16 protein-coding genes are annotated in these 14,705 nt (G+C 62.6%); 6 read left to right on the forward strand and 10 right to left on the reverse strand.

The window, feature by feature from the left end:
* Window positions 1-254: 254 nt before the first annotated feature.
* The 4 genes from SPH52_RS12230 (at window position 255) to SPH52_RS12245 (ending at window position 3,269) form a co-directional block, all read left to right on the forward strand.
* Complete coding sequence (locus SPH52_RS12230) at window positions 255-1,286, forward strand: DUF3549 family protein (RefSeq protein ID WP_411795288.1); 1,032 nt, start codon at window positions 255-257, stop codon at window positions 1,284-1,286.
* A gap of 51 nt (window positions 1,287-1,337) precedes the next feature.
* On the forward strand, window positions 1,338-1,775 hold the full coding sequence (locus SPH52_RS12235) for an ATP-dependent zinc protease (protein WP_411795289.1): 438 nt from the start codon (window positions 1,338-1,340) through the stop codon (window positions 1,773-1,775).
* Between the two features lie 31 nt (window positions 1,776-1,806).
* A complete protein-coding gene (gene rimK, locus SPH52_RS12240; RefSeq protein ID WP_411795290.1) occupies window positions 1,807-2,715 on the forward strand; it encodes a 30S ribosomal protein S6--L-glutamate ligase in 909 nt (302 codons plus the stop codon).
* 110 nt (window positions 2,716-2,825) lie between these two features.
* Window positions 2,826-3,269 (forward strand): hypothetical protein, encoded by a 444-nt coding sequence (locus SPH52_RS12245; protein WP_411795291.1) that lies wholly within the window; start codon window positions 2,826-2,828, stop codon window positions 3,267-3,269.
* A gap of 12 nt (window positions 3,270-3,281) precedes the next feature.
* On the opposite strand, the gene SPH52_RS12250 is transcribed toward SPH52_RS12245, so the two are convergent.
* The 7 genes from SPH52_RS12250 to SPH52_RS12280 all read right to left on the reverse strand — a co-directional run bounded on the left by SPH52_RS12250 (window position 3,282) and on the right by SPH52_RS12280 (window position 10,095).
* Window positions 3,282-3,998, reverse strand: a complete 717-nt coding sequence (locus SPH52_RS12250; RefSeq protein ID WP_411795292.1) for a vancomycin high temperature exclusion protein — start codon at window positions 3,996-3,998, stop codon at window positions 3,282-3,284.
* A gap of 69 nt (window positions 3,999-4,067) precedes the next feature.
* Window positions 4,068-4,640 (reverse strand): putative Fe-S cluster assembly protein SufT, encoded by a 573-nt coding sequence (gene sufT / locus SPH52_RS12255; protein ID WP_411795293.1) that lies wholly within the window; start codon window positions 4,638-4,640, stop codon window positions 4,068-4,070.
* A gap of 2 nt (window positions 4,641-4,642) precedes the next feature.
* Window positions 4,643-5,902, reverse strand: a complete 1,260-nt coding sequence (locus SPH52_RS12260) for an aminotransferase class V-fold PLP-dependent enzyme (RefSeq protein WP_411795294.1) — start codon at window positions 5,900-5,902, stop codon at window positions 4,643-4,645.
* Window positions 5,903-5,916: 14 nt separating this feature from the next.
* Window positions 5,917-7,287, reverse strand: coding sequence for a Fe-S cluster assembly protein SufD (sufD, locus tag SPH52_RS12265; RefSeq protein WP_411795295.1), 1,371 nt, complete (start codon window positions 7,285-7,287; stop codon window positions 5,917-5,919).
* Entirely contained in the window at window positions 7,284-8,036 is a 753-nt protein-coding gene (gene sufC, locus SPH52_RS12270) for a Fe-S cluster assembly ATPase SufC (protein ID WP_411795296.1), read from the reverse strand. Before sufC ends, sufD begins: the two co-directional genes overlap by 4 nt.
* 79 nt (window positions 8,037-8,115) lie before the next feature.
* Window positions 8,116-9,558: a Fe-S cluster assembly protein SufB gene (sufB, locus tag SPH52_RS12275; RefSeq protein WP_411795297.1), complete on the reverse strand. Its 1,443-nt coding sequence runs from the start codon at window positions 9,556-9,558 to the stop codon at window positions 8,116-8,118.
* A 72-nt stretch (window positions 9,559-9,630) separates the two neighbouring features.
* Window positions 9,631-10,095, reverse strand: a complete 465-nt coding sequence (locus tag SPH52_RS12280; RefSeq protein ID WP_411795298.1) for an SUF system Fe-S cluster assembly regulator — start codon at window positions 10,093-10,095, stop codon at window positions 9,631-9,633.
* Window positions 10,096-10,420: 325 nt separating this feature from the next.
* On the opposite strand from SPH52_RS12280, the gene SPH52_RS12285 reads away from it, so the two are divergent.
* Together SPH52_RS12285 and SPH52_RS12290 are read left to right on the forward strand one after the other, a co-directional pair.
* A complete protein-coding gene (locus SPH52_RS12285) occupies window positions 10,421-10,894 on the forward strand; it encodes an Lrp/AsnC family transcriptional regulator (RefSeq protein WP_411795299.1) in 474 nt (157 codons plus the stop codon).
* Window positions 10,895-10,945: 51 nt separating this feature from the next.
* Window positions 10,946-11,872 (forward strand): complex I NDUFA9 subunit family protein, encoded by a 927-nt coding sequence (locus tag SPH52_RS12290; RefSeq protein ID WP_411795300.1) that lies wholly within the window; start codon window positions 10,946-10,948, stop codon window positions 11,870-11,872.
* On the opposite strand, the gene SPH52_RS12295 is transcribed toward SPH52_RS12290, so the two are convergent.
* The 3 genes from SPH52_RS12295 to SPH52_RS12305 all read right to left on the reverse strand — a co-directional run bounded on the left by SPH52_RS12295 (window position 11,845) and on the right by SPH52_RS12305 (window position 14,600).
* Window positions 11,845-12,525, reverse strand: a complete 681-nt coding sequence (locus SPH52_RS12295) for a phosphate signaling complex PhoU family protein (RefSeq protein ID WP_411795301.1) — start codon at window positions 12,523-12,525, stop codon at window positions 11,845-11,847. The genes SPH52_RS12290 and SPH52_RS12295 overlap by 28 nt on opposite strands.
* A gap of 25 nt (window positions 12,526-12,550) precedes the next feature.
* Complete coding sequence (locus SPH52_RS12300; RefSeq protein ID WP_411795302.1) at window positions 12,551-13,759, reverse strand: Na/Pi symporter; 1,209 nt, start codon at window positions 13,757-13,759, stop codon at window positions 12,551-12,553.
* Between the two features lie 298 nt (window positions 13,760-14,057).
* Window positions 14,058-14,600 carry a hypothetical protein gene (locus tag SPH52_RS12305; protein ID WP_411795303.1) on the reverse strand — a complete coding sequence of 181 codons (543 nt, stop codon included), beginning with the start codon at window positions 14,598-14,600 and terminating at the stop codon, window positions 14,058-14,060.
* Window positions 14,601-14,705 lie beyond the last annotated feature (105 nt).

Here is a 14,705-nt window from a genome sequence, read left to right on the forward strand (position 1 = left end):
CACATCAAATAACCCACTGTCGCCTCATGGCAATTTCCTATCTCAGCCATAGCGTAGCCATGCGGCAGGAGATCATGCACAGTTTCGCTGAAAGAGGCTGTGGATAAGCTATGGAAACCTGCCCTGGTAGCAGACGAACCGGGGCTTTGCCAGCCATGCTCATTTATTGATCAACCGTGATCGCTTTCACGCCGGATGATGGCTGACAACTCCCCAGCCGTCACGGTAGAGTGCACGCTCAAAAGGGAGCCCCTATGCAGCCGATCCACACGCTTCATGACTTCTTCGTACGCACCGGTGCCGATGTCCACCTCTATCACATGGGGCGTCGGGTAGAACCGTGTTCCCTGGAAGCCCTTTCCCGCTTCGAGGAAGGCACCTGTGCCTGGCCAGCTCCCTGGCAGGGGCAGGCGCGCCTGGGGATCGTCTTCCGCCTCGGAGACCTCGTCGACCCACTGATCTGGTTCCTTGCTCTGCCGCTGGACGAACAGGGGCTACTGGTGCCGGCTCCACGCGATGCCTTCCTGCAGCGTTTGCTGGTTATCCTGGGGCGCAATGTGGATCGCGTGGGTCGCGAGGCACAGGACGGCAGTGATATCGAGAATCTGATGCACGACAACCCGCTGGCCTTCACCCCTTCGCTGCCCTTCCAGGCCATGCTGCATGCCCATGCCACGCATGACACCGGCAAGTCGGCGAGTCAGCACCTGGAGCCGGTGGAAGCCTATCTCAGCGGCCAGCAGCAGGTGGACTGGCAATTCCTGGGGTTGCAGGGCCTGGCGGACTTTGCCGTGCGTCTGGATGACGAGGCCGCCCGCCAGCTGGCCGCGACAATGCCCAGCCTGCCGGACGAAGTGTTGAATTCCCTGTGCTACTGTCTAGAGCATGTCGCCGTGCCCGACATGCTCGCCCACGCGCTGCGCGACCGGGGTGAACAGGCCGCGGCCATGGGTCACCTGGAAACGCTGTGTGCCTGCGTACGTGCCGTGAGCGGTGCCGATGTGGCCATTGCCGGCGCCTGGTTCGATGAACTGCTGGCCGATTCGGCGGCCTGCGGCCCCGACCTGCTGGCGGCTATTGCCGGGCGCGGCTGGGAGCATCTGGAGGACGGTGAGCGCCTACCCCGCTTTCTCGAGCGGCTGGCCGAGCAGCCACAGGCGGATTTTGCCAGTGCAGTCCGCGACCTGGCTCTGATACCACGACTGCGATTGCCGGTATTGATGATGCTACGCGAAGCCCGACAGGATTCAGCCGTCGGTCGACGCCTGGCTGGCCTTGGCCAATGAGTCAGGCCAATGAGATTGGGCCAATGAATAAGGACAGCTGGAAGTGATGCAATGAAGGAACTGCCCTATATTCCCAAGGCCGTGATCGGTCGCCTGGAGATGGTCACCCTGCCTGCCATCGGCATGACCGTCTGCGCCAAGATCGACACAGGAGCCCGCACCTCGGCACTGCATGCCGAGGACATCGAGATCTTCGAGGAGGAAGGCCATCTCTGGGTCAGTTTCACTACCCGCAGTGGAGGGCTGGAATCGCCGCCACACGTTTACCGCACCCACTTGCATGACAGGCGCAAGGTAACGAGCTCCAACGGCCACAAGGAGTGGCGCTACGTGATTCGCACGCCGATGAAGCTGGGCGAACTGGAGGTCATGGTGGAACTCACCCTGGCCGACCGCAGTGACATGCGCTATCCCATGCTGCTCGGCCGACGCGCTCTGCGTCGTTTATTGGTGGCGCCCGGCGTCACTTTTCTGCACGGCGAACCCTGACCCACCCGGCCCTACCGCTCCGGAGCCCACGATGCATATCGCGCTGCTGTCCCGCAACCGCAATCTCTACTCAACGCGACGCCTGGTGGAGGCCGCCGAACAGCGCGGCCACAAGGCCCGGGTAATCGATACCCTGCGCTGCTACATGAGCATCGCCGCGCACCATCCCTCTATCCATTACAAAGGCGAGGAGATCGAGCGCTTCGATGCAGTGATACCGCGGATCGGCGCATCCGTGACTTTCTACGGATGCGCCGTCCTGCGCCAATTCGAGATGATGGGTACCTATGTACTCAACGACTCGGTCGCCATCACCCGCTCGCGCGACAAGCTGCGCTCACTGCAGCTGCTTTCGCGCAAGGGGCTGGGGCTACCGATTACCGGCTTCGCCCATTCACCGGATGACATTCCCGACCTGATCACCATGGTCAAGGGAGCGCCGCTGGTGATCAAGCTGCTGGAAGGTACCCAAGGCATCGGCGTGGTACTGGCCGAGACCAACCAGGCCGCCGAGTCGGTGATCCAGGCTTTCATGGGCATGAAGGCGAACATCATGGTGCAGGAGTACATCAAGGAGGCCCGCGGTGCCGACATCCGCTGCTTCGTGATCGGGGACAAGGTGGTCGCCTCGATGAAACGGCAGGCGGCCGAGGGCGAATTCCGCTCCAACCTGCACCGAGGCGGCACGGCCAGCCTGATCCGTATCACGCCGGAGGAGCGTTCCACGGCGATTCGCGCGGCCAGGGCCATGGGGCTTCGTGTCGCCGGTGTCGACCTGTTACGTGCCAACCATGGTCCCGTGATCATGGAAGTCAACTCCTCGCCTGGTCTTCAGGGCATCGAGACGGCAACGGGCAAGGACATTGCCGGCATGATCATCGAGCACATCGAGAAGAATGCCGTCGCACCGCGCAAGGCACCGCCTAAGCCCAAGGGGTAATTGCGAGAAAAGCGGCATAATTTGTAGAAAGGCAACATATTTTGCCTGCGGGGGTAGCAAAACAGTGTTTCCCCCGCCACAATCTGCGTCACCGGAGGAGGTGACCGCTCATGTTTCTCGACAATCGCCAGGTGGCGATGGACAGCGTTCTGGAAGCGCTGGCAGACAGCATCGACTATTTTCAGGACAACTTGGAGCGCCTGCGCCCTTCCCTGCGCGAAACGCTCAAACCTCACTATGAAGCCCGAGCCAAGACGATGCAGAAGCTGCAGGAGCTGGCCAGGCGGCACCTCAAGCTGCTTCCGCGTGATGCCGATGTCGAGCGTGACGACTACATGTGGCTATGGAGCCGCCTGAAGAGTTTCGTCGGTAACGAGAGTCAGGTGGTCATCGGCGAGTTGCTGGAACAGGAGCGCGTGCTGATGCAGGCCCTGGCCACGCTTTACACACACCCTTTGCCCAATCCTCTCGAGCCGATCGTCGAGCAGTGCTGGAAAGATTGCCGATCACTGATTCGTGAACTCTATCGGCAACAGAAGCCGCGTCGTCGCTGACCGGCCACCCGGCTAGTAGTATTCCGGCTCCGGCTCGATGTCGAGCAGCTGGCGCCAGGTCGGCGGTGCGATCTGCAGGGGCTCGAGCGGTCCCAGGAAATAGGGTTCGCGTCCCCAGAGATAGAGATCCCCCACGGTTGCCGCCCGCGCCATCCACTCCCGCGCCTGCAGCCGCCACAGCCCTGACACCGGGCGCGATGGCGCACTGCAGCCCCGTGCCTCGAGGCCGAGTGCATCGGCAATGAACAGCGCGCGAGGCAGGTGCCATGACTGCGTGACCAGTAGCACCTGGTCGACACCGAACACGTCCCGCGCCCGAGCCAGGGTATCGAAGGTACTGAAGCCGGCGTAGTCGAGCGTCATGTCCTCATCGCGCACGTATTGGCTGCGCAGGTCGCGCCACATGGTGATGGGCTCGTTGTACTGGCGTGTGCGGTTGTCACCAGAAAGCAGCAGGTGCTCGACCCGTCCCAGTCGGATCAGGCGTGAAGCGGCATTGATGCGAGCGTCGAAATGCGGGTTGCGCACGCCGCTGCGCGTCCAGTGCGACGTGCCGAAGACGATACCGACCCGCTCCGGGCCGCACAGCGGCAGCTCATGCTCGATACGCGCGTGGGTCTGACCCAGCACCCAGAGATTGGCGCCGACGAACAGCAGCAGCGCCAGCAGCAACAGGGCGCCGAGCGACATCAGAAGAAGCTTGAAGGTTTTCCACAACAGCGCCTGCATTCACCGTCACCGGGCAAGAAATAACGAAGCCCTGCCCCGACACCCGTAGTGGGAAGGCTCGGACTGCGGCTAGAACATGCCAAGTTCCAGCTTCGCCTCATCGCTCATCATCTCACGGCTCCAGGGAGGATCGAAGACGATTTCGGTATGCACGCGACTGATCTGAGGCGCGCCAAGGATCTTGTTGCGCGCATCGGCAGCAATCACGTCGCCCATGCCACAACCCGGCGCAGTGAGCGTCATGCGAATGGTGACGATCCGTTCCCCGCTGATCAGCCGCTCGATACGACAGCCGTAGACCAGGCCCAGGTCAACGATGTTGACCGGGATCTCGGGGTCGAAGCAGGTGCGCAACTGATCCCAGACGAACTGCTCGATCTCCTCGTCGCTGGCCTCCGCGGGCAGGGTCGGACGCGGCAACGGCTCCAGCCCCAGGGCATCGAGATTGCTGCCTTCAATCAAGTAGAGCCGCCCTTCGTAGCCTACGCTTACCGAACTGCCCTTGGCCTGCATCACGCTGACGACGCTGTCCTCGGGCAAGGTAATGGTCTTGCCGAAAGGAATCGAGATGGCCTCCACGTCACGCTGCAGGGGCAGTGTCTGCCCTCTCTCGAGGCTGGCGATCTGTTCAATGCTCGACATGGTCAACGCACCATTCCAATCACACGCTCCAGGGCATCGGCAAAGGTGTCGATTTCCTCGAGGGTGTTATAGGCAGCGAACGAGGCTCGGCATGTGGCCGTCACGCCGAAGTGCGCCAGCAGCGGCTGGGCGCAGTGGTTGCCGGTGCGAATCGCCACGCCGAGCTGATCGATCAGCAGCGCGATGTCCTGCGAGTGCGCACCGTCTACAACGAAGGAGAGTACACCGGCCTTGTTGGGCGCCGTCCCCAGGAGTCTCAGCCCGTCGATGCATGATACGGCCCCCGTGGCCCGCTCAAGCAGCGTCGCCTCCCAGGCACCGATACGCTCGATCCCCACGTTACTGACCCAGTCGAGGGCCACACCCAGCGCAATTACTTCCGCGATGGCCGGCGTACCCGCCTCGAACTTGTGCGGAATGTCGGCGAAGGTCGTCGGCACGTCGAAGGAGACGCTCTTGATCATCTCGCCACCGCCCTGCCAGGGCGGCATTGCCTCCAGCAGCTCGGCCTTGGCGTAGAGCACGCCGGCGCCGGTGGGGCCGTAGACCTTGTGCCCCGAAAAGGCATAGAAGTCGGCATTGATGTCACGCACGTCGACGCGCTGGTGAGGCGTCGCCTGAGCGCCGTCTATCAGGATCAGCGCGCCGCGCTCATGGGCAATAGCCGCCATCTCGCGCACCGGGTTGACGGTGCCGAAGGCATTGGAGACGTGGTTGACCGCCACGAGCCTGGTGCGCTCGCTGAAGAGCGCACGGTAGGCATCCAGGTCCAGCACGCCGCGCTCGTCCACCGGGATCACCTTGACAGTGATGCCGAGCTGGCTGGCCAGCAGTTGCCAGGGCACGATGTTGGAGTGATGCTCCAGCAACGAGACCAGTACCTCATCGCCCGCCTTGAGGTTGGCACGGCCCCAGCTGTTGGCCACCAGGTTGATCGCCTCGGTGGTACCACGGGTGAAGACGATCTCGCGCCGGTCTGCCGCGCCCAGGAAGGCGCGTACCGTTTCACGGGTCGCCTCATAAGCCGCCGTCGCCTCGTCGGCCAGGGTGTGCAGGCCGCGATGGATGTTGGCGTTGTAGCGGCTGTAGTAGTCGCGGAAGCAGTCGATCACCGCCAGCGGTGTCTGGCTGGTGGCGGCGTTGTCGAAGTAGATCAGCGGCCGGCCGTGGACCTGCCGCTCCAGGATCGGGAACTGAGCGCGAATCCCGGCCACGTCCAGGGCCGGTGCATTGAGCGTCTGCTCGGTGGCCAGGTGGTTCATCGCTCTCTCCTCGCTCACTCGTCGTGCAGGGCCATGGATACTTCCACCAGCCCGGCCAGGTTGAAACGCTCCGGCAGCTTGCCGGCCACCGCCAGCTCCACCCGCTCGGCCACTGCATCCAGGTCGACCAGTTCCATCACTTCGCCAGCGAAAGCCAGGGTCAGCAGACCGCGTGCGGTCTGCAGGTCGATGCCACGGGTACGCAGGGCATAGATCGCCTCCTCGTCGAGCTGCCCGGTGGTGGTGCCGTGGGAGCACTTGACGTCGTCGGCGTAGATTTCGAGCTCCGGCTTGGCATCGATCTCGGCGCGGTCCGAGAGCAGCAGGTTGGCGTTGCTCTGGAAGCCCTCGATCTTCTGGCTGTCGCGCTTTACCACCACCTTGCCGTTGAACACGCCACGGGCACGGTCGTCGAGAATGCCCTTGTAGTTCTCGTTGGAGAAGGTACGCGGGGCGTTGTGATTGGCCAGGGTATGGTTGTCGATATGCTGGCGGCCCTGGCCGTAGAACAGCCCGTAGAAATTGGCCTCGGCCCCTTCCCCGTTGAGCTCGCTGACCAGGTCGTTGCGCACCAGGCTACCGCCCAGGTTAAGGTTGAACGAGGTGTAGCGGCTGTCGCGGCCCTGCTCGACGTGGATGCTGGCCACATGCAAGTCACCAAGTGCGGCTTCCTGCAGCTTGTAGTGGGTGAGTATCGCGCCGCGGTCGAGCAGCAGCTCGGCCACCAGGTTGGTGAAGTTGGCCGCCTCGCTCTCACCGATATGATGCTCGATCAGCGTGGCCTGGCTGCGTGCACTGGCCTCGACCAGGATGCGCGGGTGGCTCATTACCGGCTTGTCATTGGCCCGCGACAGGAACTGCAGCAGGATCGGCTTCTCCACTACGCTGCCCGGCGCCAGGCGTACCACGGCCCCTTCTTCCATGAAGGCGGTATTGAGCGCCGAGAACGGCGAAAAGTCGACGCCGGTCAGCCGCCCCAGCGGCCCGCCCACGGCTTCGTGATTCTCGGCCAGCGCCTGGGACAGAGGCAGCACCGCCACGCCGCCAGGGAGTTCGCCCAGATCGGAAAGGGCCGCAGAGAAGACGCCGTCGACGAAGGTCAGCCGGTGCGCCTCGATGGGCAGCGTCAATGCCGCCGCCGAGGCCGGCGAGAACTCGGCACTGTCGGTCAGGGCGAAATCGCCGCGGGCGATGGCACGCACGTCGGTATACTTCCATGCCTCATCGCGACGGGTGGGAAAGCCCAGCGCCTCGAAGCGGGCCGCCCCGGCCTGGCGGCGGGCAGCGATCCAGGTAGGCTCAGGCCCTTGTGACTCGGCGCGTACGGCGCTGCGCTCGCTCAGACGCTCGAGAAAGGTGGTCACTTCGCTCTGGACGTCACTCATGCCGCCGTTTCCTCCACTACCCAGTCATACCCTCTGGATTCGAGCTCCTTGGCCAGCTCAGCGTCGCCGCTCTTGGCGATGCGGCCATCGACCAGCACGTGTACTTTGTCAGGCACGATGTAGTCGAGCAGGCGCTGGTAATGCGTCACCAGCAGGATGGCGCGCTTCTCGTCACGCAGGGAGTTGACGCCATCGGCAACCACGCGCATGGCATCGATATCGAGACCGGAGTCGATCTCGTCGAGCATGGCCAGCCTGGGCTGCAGCACCAGCATCTGCAGGATCTCGTTGCGCTTCTTCTCGCCGCCGGAGAAGCCCTCGTTGACGGCGCGCTGCAGGAAGCTGGCATCCATTTTCATCTGCGCCAGCTTCTCCCTGACCAACTTCAGGAACTCGGGCGCCGGGATCTCGCCTTCGCCACGGGCCTCACGCTGCGCGTTCAGCGCCGCCTTGAGCAGGTAGATGTTCTTCACGCCGGGGATCTCCACCGGGTACTGGAAACCCAGCAGCAGGCCCGCCTGGGCGCGCTCCTCGATTTCCATCTCCAGCACGTCGCGTCCCTCGAAGGTGACCGAGCCGGAAGTTACCTCGTAGCCCTCCTTGCCCGCGATCACCGCCGACAGGGTCGACTTGCCGGCCCCGTTGGGGCCCATGATGGCATGCACTTCCCCGGCGTTGATGGTCAGGCTCAGGCCCTTGAGGATTTCCTTGCCTTCCACCTTGACGTGCAGATCCTTGACTTCGAGCATCTTGAGTACCTTTTCGATTCTGCCGAGCCGCCACCGCGACCCGAAATAAATTGACTGAGCAGGGCCGAGTACGAGGACCTTAGCCCACCGCTCCCTCTAGCGTGACGTTAAGCAAGGCTTCGGCCTCGACAGCGAACTCCATCGGCAGCTCCTGGAACACGTCCTTGCAGAAGCCGTTGACGATCATGCTCACTGCATCCTCCTCGGAGATACCACGGCTCTGGCAGTAGAACAGCTGGTCCTCGCCGATCTTCGAGGTGGTCGCCTCATGCTCGATCGTGGCGGTGCTGTTGCCGATCTCCTGGTACGGAAAGGTGTGCGCCCCACACTTGTCGCCGATCAGCAGCGAGTCGCACTGGGTGAAGTTGCGCGCCCCCTTGGCCCGCGGGCCGATCTTGACCAGCCCGCGGTAGGACTGGTTGCTGCGCCCGGCGGAGATGCCCTTGGAAACGATGTAGGAACGCGTCCCCTCGCCGATGTGAATCATCTTGGTGCCGGTATCGGCCTGCTGGCGCCCATTGGTCACTGCCACCGAGTAGAATTCGCCGATGCTGTTCTTTCCGCGCAGCACGCAGGAGGGGTACTTCCAGGTGATGGCGGAACCGGTCTCGACCTGGGTCCAACTGATGCGTGAACGGTCGCCGCGGCAATCGCCGCGCTTGGTGACGAAGTTGTAGATACCGCCCTTGCCATCCTCGTCGCCGGGGTACCAGTTCTGCACCGTAGAGTACTTGATGTAGGCGTCGTCCAGCGCCACCAGCTCCACCACCGCTGCATGCAGTTGGTTCTCGTCGCGCATCGGCGCGGTGCAGCCCTCGAGGTACGAGACCTGGGCACCCTCTTCACAGATGATCAGGGTGCGTTCGAACTGACCGGTGTTGGCGGCATTGATACGGAAGTAGGTGGAAAGCTCCATCGGACAGGTCACGCCCTTGGGCACGAAGACGAAGGAACCATCGGTGAACACCGCCGAGTTGAGCGCGGCGAAGTAGTTGTCCGCCACCGGCACCACCGTACCCAGATACTGCTTGATCAGCTCCGGGTAGTTGCGAATCGCCTCGGAGATGGAGCAAAAAATGACGCCCGCCTCGTGCAGCTTGTCCTTGAAGGTAGTGGCTACCGAGACGGAGTCGAATACCGCATCAACGGCCACACCGGCCAGGGCGGCCCGCTCGTGCAACGGAATACCCAGCTTCTCGTAGGTCTCGAGCAGCTTGGGATCGACCTCGTCGAGGCTCTGGGGACGATCCTCGGGACGCTTCGGCGCGCTGTAATAGGAGATCGCCTGATAATCGATGGGCGGGTACTCCAGATGCGCCCAGGAAGGCGGTGTCATCTTGAGCCACTGATGGTAGGCCTTGATACGCCACTCCAGCATCCACTCTGGCTCGCCCTTCTTGTTGGAAATGAAAGCGATGACGCTTTCATCGAGCCCTGGCGGCACTGTCTCGCTCTCGATGTCCGTCACGAATCCTTCTTTGTATTCGCGGCGGACAAGCTGTTCCATTTCCTCACTTGCCATGGTCTCTCTCCCCTCCCGGGCTGTTGGGCCGGCGAGCGTACTCGCCTCGGGCAATGAATCCGGTTCGGTGGCTCAAGCCGTGTCGGCGGCCAGGCTCACACTCTGTATGGGTAACTGCACCGGCAGCTTGATCGGCGCGGTGTCGGCCAGGTGGGCCAGGGTCACGCTGTCGAGCAGGGTGCGCACGGCGACGGACACACGCTGCCAGTTGTCCGATACGCCACAGGTGGCGAGCAGATCGCAATCGCCCCCGACATGACTGCACTCGGTCATCGCCACTGGGCCTTCGATCGCAGTGATGATGTCGATGGCGGTGATCCGCGATGCCGGCCGCGCCAGAGAATAGCCGCCCTGGGCGCCACGACGCGATTCCAGCAGCCCTGCCTTGACCAGCATCTTCAAGGTCTTGCTGACCGTGGGGTGCGGCAGTTGGACGGTCTCGGCCAGCTCTGCCGCCGCATGGGACTGCTCGGGATGCCGAGCGATCTGCGCCAGAATCACGGCGGCGTAGTCTGTCATCCGGGAAAGCTTCAGCATGCCTGACTCCTGAATGGCACGGACGCGTGACGGAGGCCTGCACTCCATTTGGGACCATTTTAGTCCTGTATGAAATCGATGTGAAGACCTTGGGCCAAAAGATGACTGAAGGTGGCTAGATAGCAACAAGATCGCAGCCATTTTTATCAATAACACCAATCGTTCTCATTTGTGAAAATTATATCCGTCACCATGCCCGTAGGCTGCTATCTCGACTAGAACTGGCCTGAAAACTGGCGAGCACGAGCCGGATTCGCCAGACTTGCAGTAATGGTTAGCGGTATCGGCCAAGGAACCACTGAACGCCACATTGACGAGGCACCCCATGCGCAATCTCAAACTCGACCGCATCGATCGCATGCTGCTCGAAGCCCTCCAGCAGGACGCCCGTCTGACCACTGCCGAAATGGCAGAGCTCGTAAGTCTCTCCCCCTCTCCTTGCGCCCGACGCATTCGTCGGCTCGAACAGGCCGGGCTGATAACACGCTATCGTGCCGAGCTGGACAAGGTTCGGCTCGGCCTGATGATTACGATCTTCGTACAGGTCCGGCTCGACCAGCATCAGCAGGAGCGGGTCGAGGAATTCGAGAGCAACGTTCGAGACATGCCGGAAGTTGTCCAGTGCCATAGCGTTTCCGGCCACTTCGACTATCTGCTGCAAGTGATTACTGTCGATATGGATGCCTTCGAACTGTGGCTGAGACAGTTCCGACAGTTGCAGATGGTCAGCGCCGTGGATAGCAGCTTCGCGATACGCGCGATCAAGGAGAACGGCCCTCTCCCCTTGCCGTCTCAGTGAGATCAATCAACGTCCAGGCGGCCCCGGCATCGACGAACGCAGGGAGACAACATGGCGAAAGCCCCCATCACCGTATTCGGCGGAACCGGCTTTCTCGGTCGTCACGTAGTGCGAGAACTGTTCGATGCCGGCCATGCGGTTCGTATCGCGGCGCGTCGGCCTGAGCTACCCCAATGGGCCGAGCCTGACGATCCCCTGGAGCCGATGAGCGTCGATATCCGCAGCGAGAGCGACGTGGGCCGAGCCCTCGAAGGTGCCCTTGGGGCGGTCAATGCCGTGAGCCTCTACGTCGAGCAGCGCAAGCTGACTTTCGATCAGGTGCATGTGGAAGGTGCTGGACGCCTGGCTCGCCTGGCCCATGTACAGGGCGTCAAGACCTTCATCCACCTCTCTGGCATCGGCGCCCGCGCCTCGTCGCGCTCACGCTACGTCAGGGCACGGGGGCACGGCGAGTCAGCCGTCGTCGATGCCTATCCGAAGGCAATCATCCTGCGGCCAAGCGTCATGTTCGGCCCCGATGACGCCTTCCTCAGCCGCCTGGCAGACTTGACCCGGCTACCTATCATCCCGCTCTTCGGGAACGGAGAGACGAACCTGCAGCCAGTGCATGTAGTGGATGTGGCAAGGGCGATGGTGCGGCTATTGGGGGATGCTCCGCCGGCGCGTCGGCTATTCGAACTGGGCGGCCTGGATGTCCTGTGCTACCGCGAAGTGCTGGAACTGATCATGGCTCACCTGAAGCGCGAACGCACTCTACTCCCTGTGCCGTTCCCGCTGTGGCACCTTGCCGCCCTGCTGGCCTCCCCTCTGCCCGGGCCACCGCTGACCCGCGATCAGGTCTACATGATGGCCGAGGACAATACGGTCGGCGAAGGTGCGGGCACGTTCGCCGACCTGAACATCCTGCCGCGTTCACTGCGTGACGCCCTTCCCGCTTGCCTGCCGCCGGCTCAGAGCTCGGTCTCGTCGTCGGAGTAGAAGTCGAGATCCTCGAGGCGACCCAGCACGGCCGTGGCGATGTTGGCCAGATGCGCCGCCACGCGCTTGTAGTGCCGGGCCAGCAGCGAATAGGCCACGGCCTCGTGGAATGCGACTTGGTCCTCATCACGAAACAGCTCTTCGATCAGCCGGTCGCACTGCGGGCGCACCTCGCCGGCCCTGGTCAGTGCCTTGCGCGCCTGGGATTCGTCGGAGTCCCGAGCCGCCTTGATGACCATGCCGAACATCTCGACGACTTGCGCAGCGATCCGATCGAGCGGTTCCTGATACTTGGTGACATGGAAGCCTTCGCGATAGAAGTGCCCCACCTCGAAAACGTTCTTGCAGTAGTCACCGATTCGCTCGGCATCCTTGGCCACACTCATCAGGGCCAGGCAGATTGCCACATCGTGGCCGGGGTTGACGGTCAAGTGTCGCAATACCTTGCGGCGAATCGAGCGCTCGAGCTCGTTGATGCTGCGGTCGCGCTCGTAGAGCGGTTGCCGGACCTCGTCGGCAGGCGCCGTACTGTGCAATACCTCATTGGCACGATCGAACATCCAGGCACCGTTCTGCAGCATCTGGGTGAGATCCTCGAAGGCCAGGTTGATGGTGTTTTCCGAAGTCAGGGCGCTGTATAGCTGACGAAACATGGAGGAAACTCCCGAAATACCGCGCTCAGCGCAGGCTCGTGAACAGTTCGACGGCACCGATTCCCAGCAAGGGCACCACCAGGAACACACCGATGAGGAAAATGAAGGCGTAACGGGTCTGGCGCGCCGCCAGCTTGCCGTACCAGGTCGCCACCTTGAGCGGAATATAGCGCAGAGGCCACCAGATGGCGGTACCGATCACGTTGAAGGTGACATGGAACAGGGCCACCGTCATCGCGGCCGCGACCGGGTTGGCGGTAGCAGCCAGAACACTGGTCACCGTCGTTCCCAGGTTGGCGCCCATCATGAACGGCAGCACCCGCCGCAGACGCACGACACCAGCCCCGGCCAGGGGGACCATCAGGCTACTGGTGATGGTACTGGACTGCACCAGTACGGTAGAAACCAGGCCCACGCCGTAGGCCCGCAGATCGCTGCGGAAGAAATAGGTGCGAAACAGCCCGTCCATGTGGCGCAACAGCGCGCCGCGCAAGTTCTGCACCATGAAGATCAGGGCAGCGAACATCAGCAGCAGGCCCAGTCCTGCCACCATCAGCCCCTGGGCCGCCGGCGTCGGCATCAGCCAGGTTCCGATGGCGTTGAACAGGTCCACCACCGGCTGGGTGATGAGCTTGATGGGACTGTTGGGTCGCGCCACTTCCTCCAGGCCGATCAGTTCGGCCATCCAGCCAGCCAGGCGCGAAAAGATGCCACGTCCGGCTTCATGGAACAGACCGCTGATGAACTCGAGCGGGAAGACCACCAGCACGGTGAGAATATTGAAGAAGTCATGCATCAGCGCCGCGGTGAAGGAACGCCGGAAATTGCGTTTGATGCGCATGTTGGCCAGCGCCACGATCACGCCGGTGACGGCGGTGCCGATATTGGCCCCCATGATGGCAAACACCGCCGTGCCCAGCGACATCTCCCCGCTGGCTACCAGGGTCACGATCAGCGCCGAGGTAAACGAGGAGCTCTGTACGATCATCGTCACCAGCACGCCGGCCAGCAGCGCAATGAAGGGGTTCTCGCCATAGGCGAAAAGCTGGGTCAGGAAGTCGCTTGCACGGCCGAAGGTACCCAGGCCCGCGCCCAGGACGTTCAGGGCCGCCAGGAAGAGATAGAGGCAGAGCCCTGCATAGATACCGCGCATCCAGGCCGGCACTTCACGTACTGGCTCACGGGCCAGTGCCGAGCGCTGCGCTGCGTTGGAGGAAGGAGGTGGTTTCGACATGAATGGGCCGTTTGCTCTGTTCATGGAAATGTGACGGATGCATGACACCCACGTTACTGTCGGCGAACGGTATAGACTCCGTATGACAGTTTCATGACACCCGCCGCAGGGCTTCGATTTCGATGCCCCATTGATGAACTGCCACGGCATGCCTGGCCTCGCCGTGACCATAGCAGATGCCCGTACGAGCTGCCCGCCGGGGTAGCCACGAGTTCAAGCTCGCCGGAGCGGAACTTGACCACTCGAGCCAGAAGATGAGGGGCTGCCCCCAAAGCGGACGCCAACAGACGCCGGCCCCCTACTGCCAACGCCAGCCGTGTCGTTCCCACCACTCCACCGCAATGGCCCGGTTCTCAGCGTTGGCCCCTTCATTGAGCGTTTCGGTGAGGCGAACATAATCACTTCCGGTCTGAGCCATCAGCTGCGGGTCTTGGGTGGCCAATTGCAGCGCATACAACACCAGCATCAGTTCGTACTCGTCACGGGTGTCGATCAGGGCATACAGCAGCGGAATGGCTGGCTCGCCGATCTGGCCCAAACGCTCCGCTGAGATGTACCAGACCCGCGGATGCTCCCCACCGCCGTAGACATCGATGAAACGCCTGTCAGCCAGGCGGCTGATGTAATAGTGGGCTTCGTCCTCTTCCGAGGCGAAGAGTGGGGGGACCCAAAAGCGATCATGCTGGGTGGTACCCACCAAGGGCGCCGCCGGCTCGGTCGGCGAGACCTGCTCAGGCTCGGCAATGGCTGGCTCGGCTTCCGGTGCCGGGCGGCCGGCACAACCGCTCGCGAGAACAAGGGCGAATAGAATCGGGACGAATCTCAGGTCGTTCGGAATCACCTGGTACCACTCCTCTTGATCATATGCTGCATGGCGTCGTGCACGGATGCCATGGTAAGAACAAACATCAGTCTGGGCGAGGCATTCATTCGCCTGAAGGCCTCG

The organism is Halomonas sp. A29 (genome assembly GCF_046723295.1).
Lineage (GTDB): Bacteria > Pseudomonadota > Gammaproteobacteria > Pseudomonadales > Halomonadaceae > Halomonas.

Excerpts from the sequence above, each read along its gene's own strand:
- SPH52_RS12230 (WP_411795288.1), top strand. The coding sequence starts at position 255 with ATGCAGCCGATCCACACGCTTCATGACTTCTTCGTACGCACCGGTGCC.
- SPH52_RS12235 (WP_411795289.1), top strand. The coding sequence starts at position 1,338 with ATGAAGGAACTGCCCTATATTCCCAAGGCCGTGATCGGTCGCCTGGAG.
- rimK (WP_411795290.1), top strand. The coding sequence starts at position 1,807 with ATGCATATCGCGCTGCTGTCCCGCAACCGCAATCTCTACTCAACGCGA.
- SPH52_RS12245 (WP_411795291.1), top strand. The coding sequence starts at position 2,826 with ATGTTTCTCGACAATCGCCAGGTGGCGATGGACAGCGTTCTGGAAGCG.
- SPH52_RS12250 (WP_411795292.1), bottom strand. The coding sequence starts at position 3,998 with ATGCAGGCGCTGTTGTGGAAAACCTTCAAGCTTCTTCTGATGTCGCTC.
- sufT (WP_411795293.1), bottom strand. The coding sequence starts at position 4,640 with ATGTCGAGCATTGAACAGATCGCCAGCCTCGAGAGAGGGCAGACACTG.
- SPH52_RS12260 (WP_411795294.1), bottom strand. The coding sequence starts at position 5,902 with ATGAACCACCTGGCCACCGAGCAGACGCTCAATGCACCGGCCCTGGAC.
- sufD (WP_411795295.1), bottom strand. The coding sequence starts at position 7,287 with ATGAGTGACGTCCAGAGCGAAGTGACCACCTTTCTCGAGCGTCTGAGC.
- sufC (WP_411795296.1), bottom strand. The coding sequence starts at position 8,036 with ATGCTCGAAGTCAAGGATCTGCACGTCAAGGTGGAAGGCAAGGAAATC.
- sufB (WP_411795297.1), bottom strand. The coding sequence starts at position 9,558 with ATGGCAAGTGAGGAAATGGAACAGCTTGTCCGCCGCGAATACAAAGAA.
- SPH52_RS12280 (WP_411795298.1), bottom strand. The coding sequence starts at position 10,095 with ATGCTGAAGCTTTCCCGGATGACAGACTACGCCGCCGTGATTCTGGCG.
- SPH52_RS12285 (WP_411795299.1), top strand. The coding sequence starts at position 10,421 with ATGCGCAATCTCAAACTCGACCGCATCGATCGCATGCTGCTCGAAGCC.
- SPH52_RS12290 (WP_411795300.1), top strand. The coding sequence starts at position 10,946 with ATGGCGAAAGCCCCCATCACCGTATTCGGCGGAACCGGCTTTCTCGGT.
- SPH52_RS12295 (WP_411795301.1), bottom strand. The coding sequence starts at position 12,525 with ATGTTTCGTCAGCTATACAGCGCCCTGACTTCGGAAAACACCATCAAC.
- SPH52_RS12300 (WP_411795302.1), bottom strand. The coding sequence starts at position 13,759 with ATGTCGAAACCACCTCCTTCCTCCAACGCAGCGCAGCGCTCGGCACTG.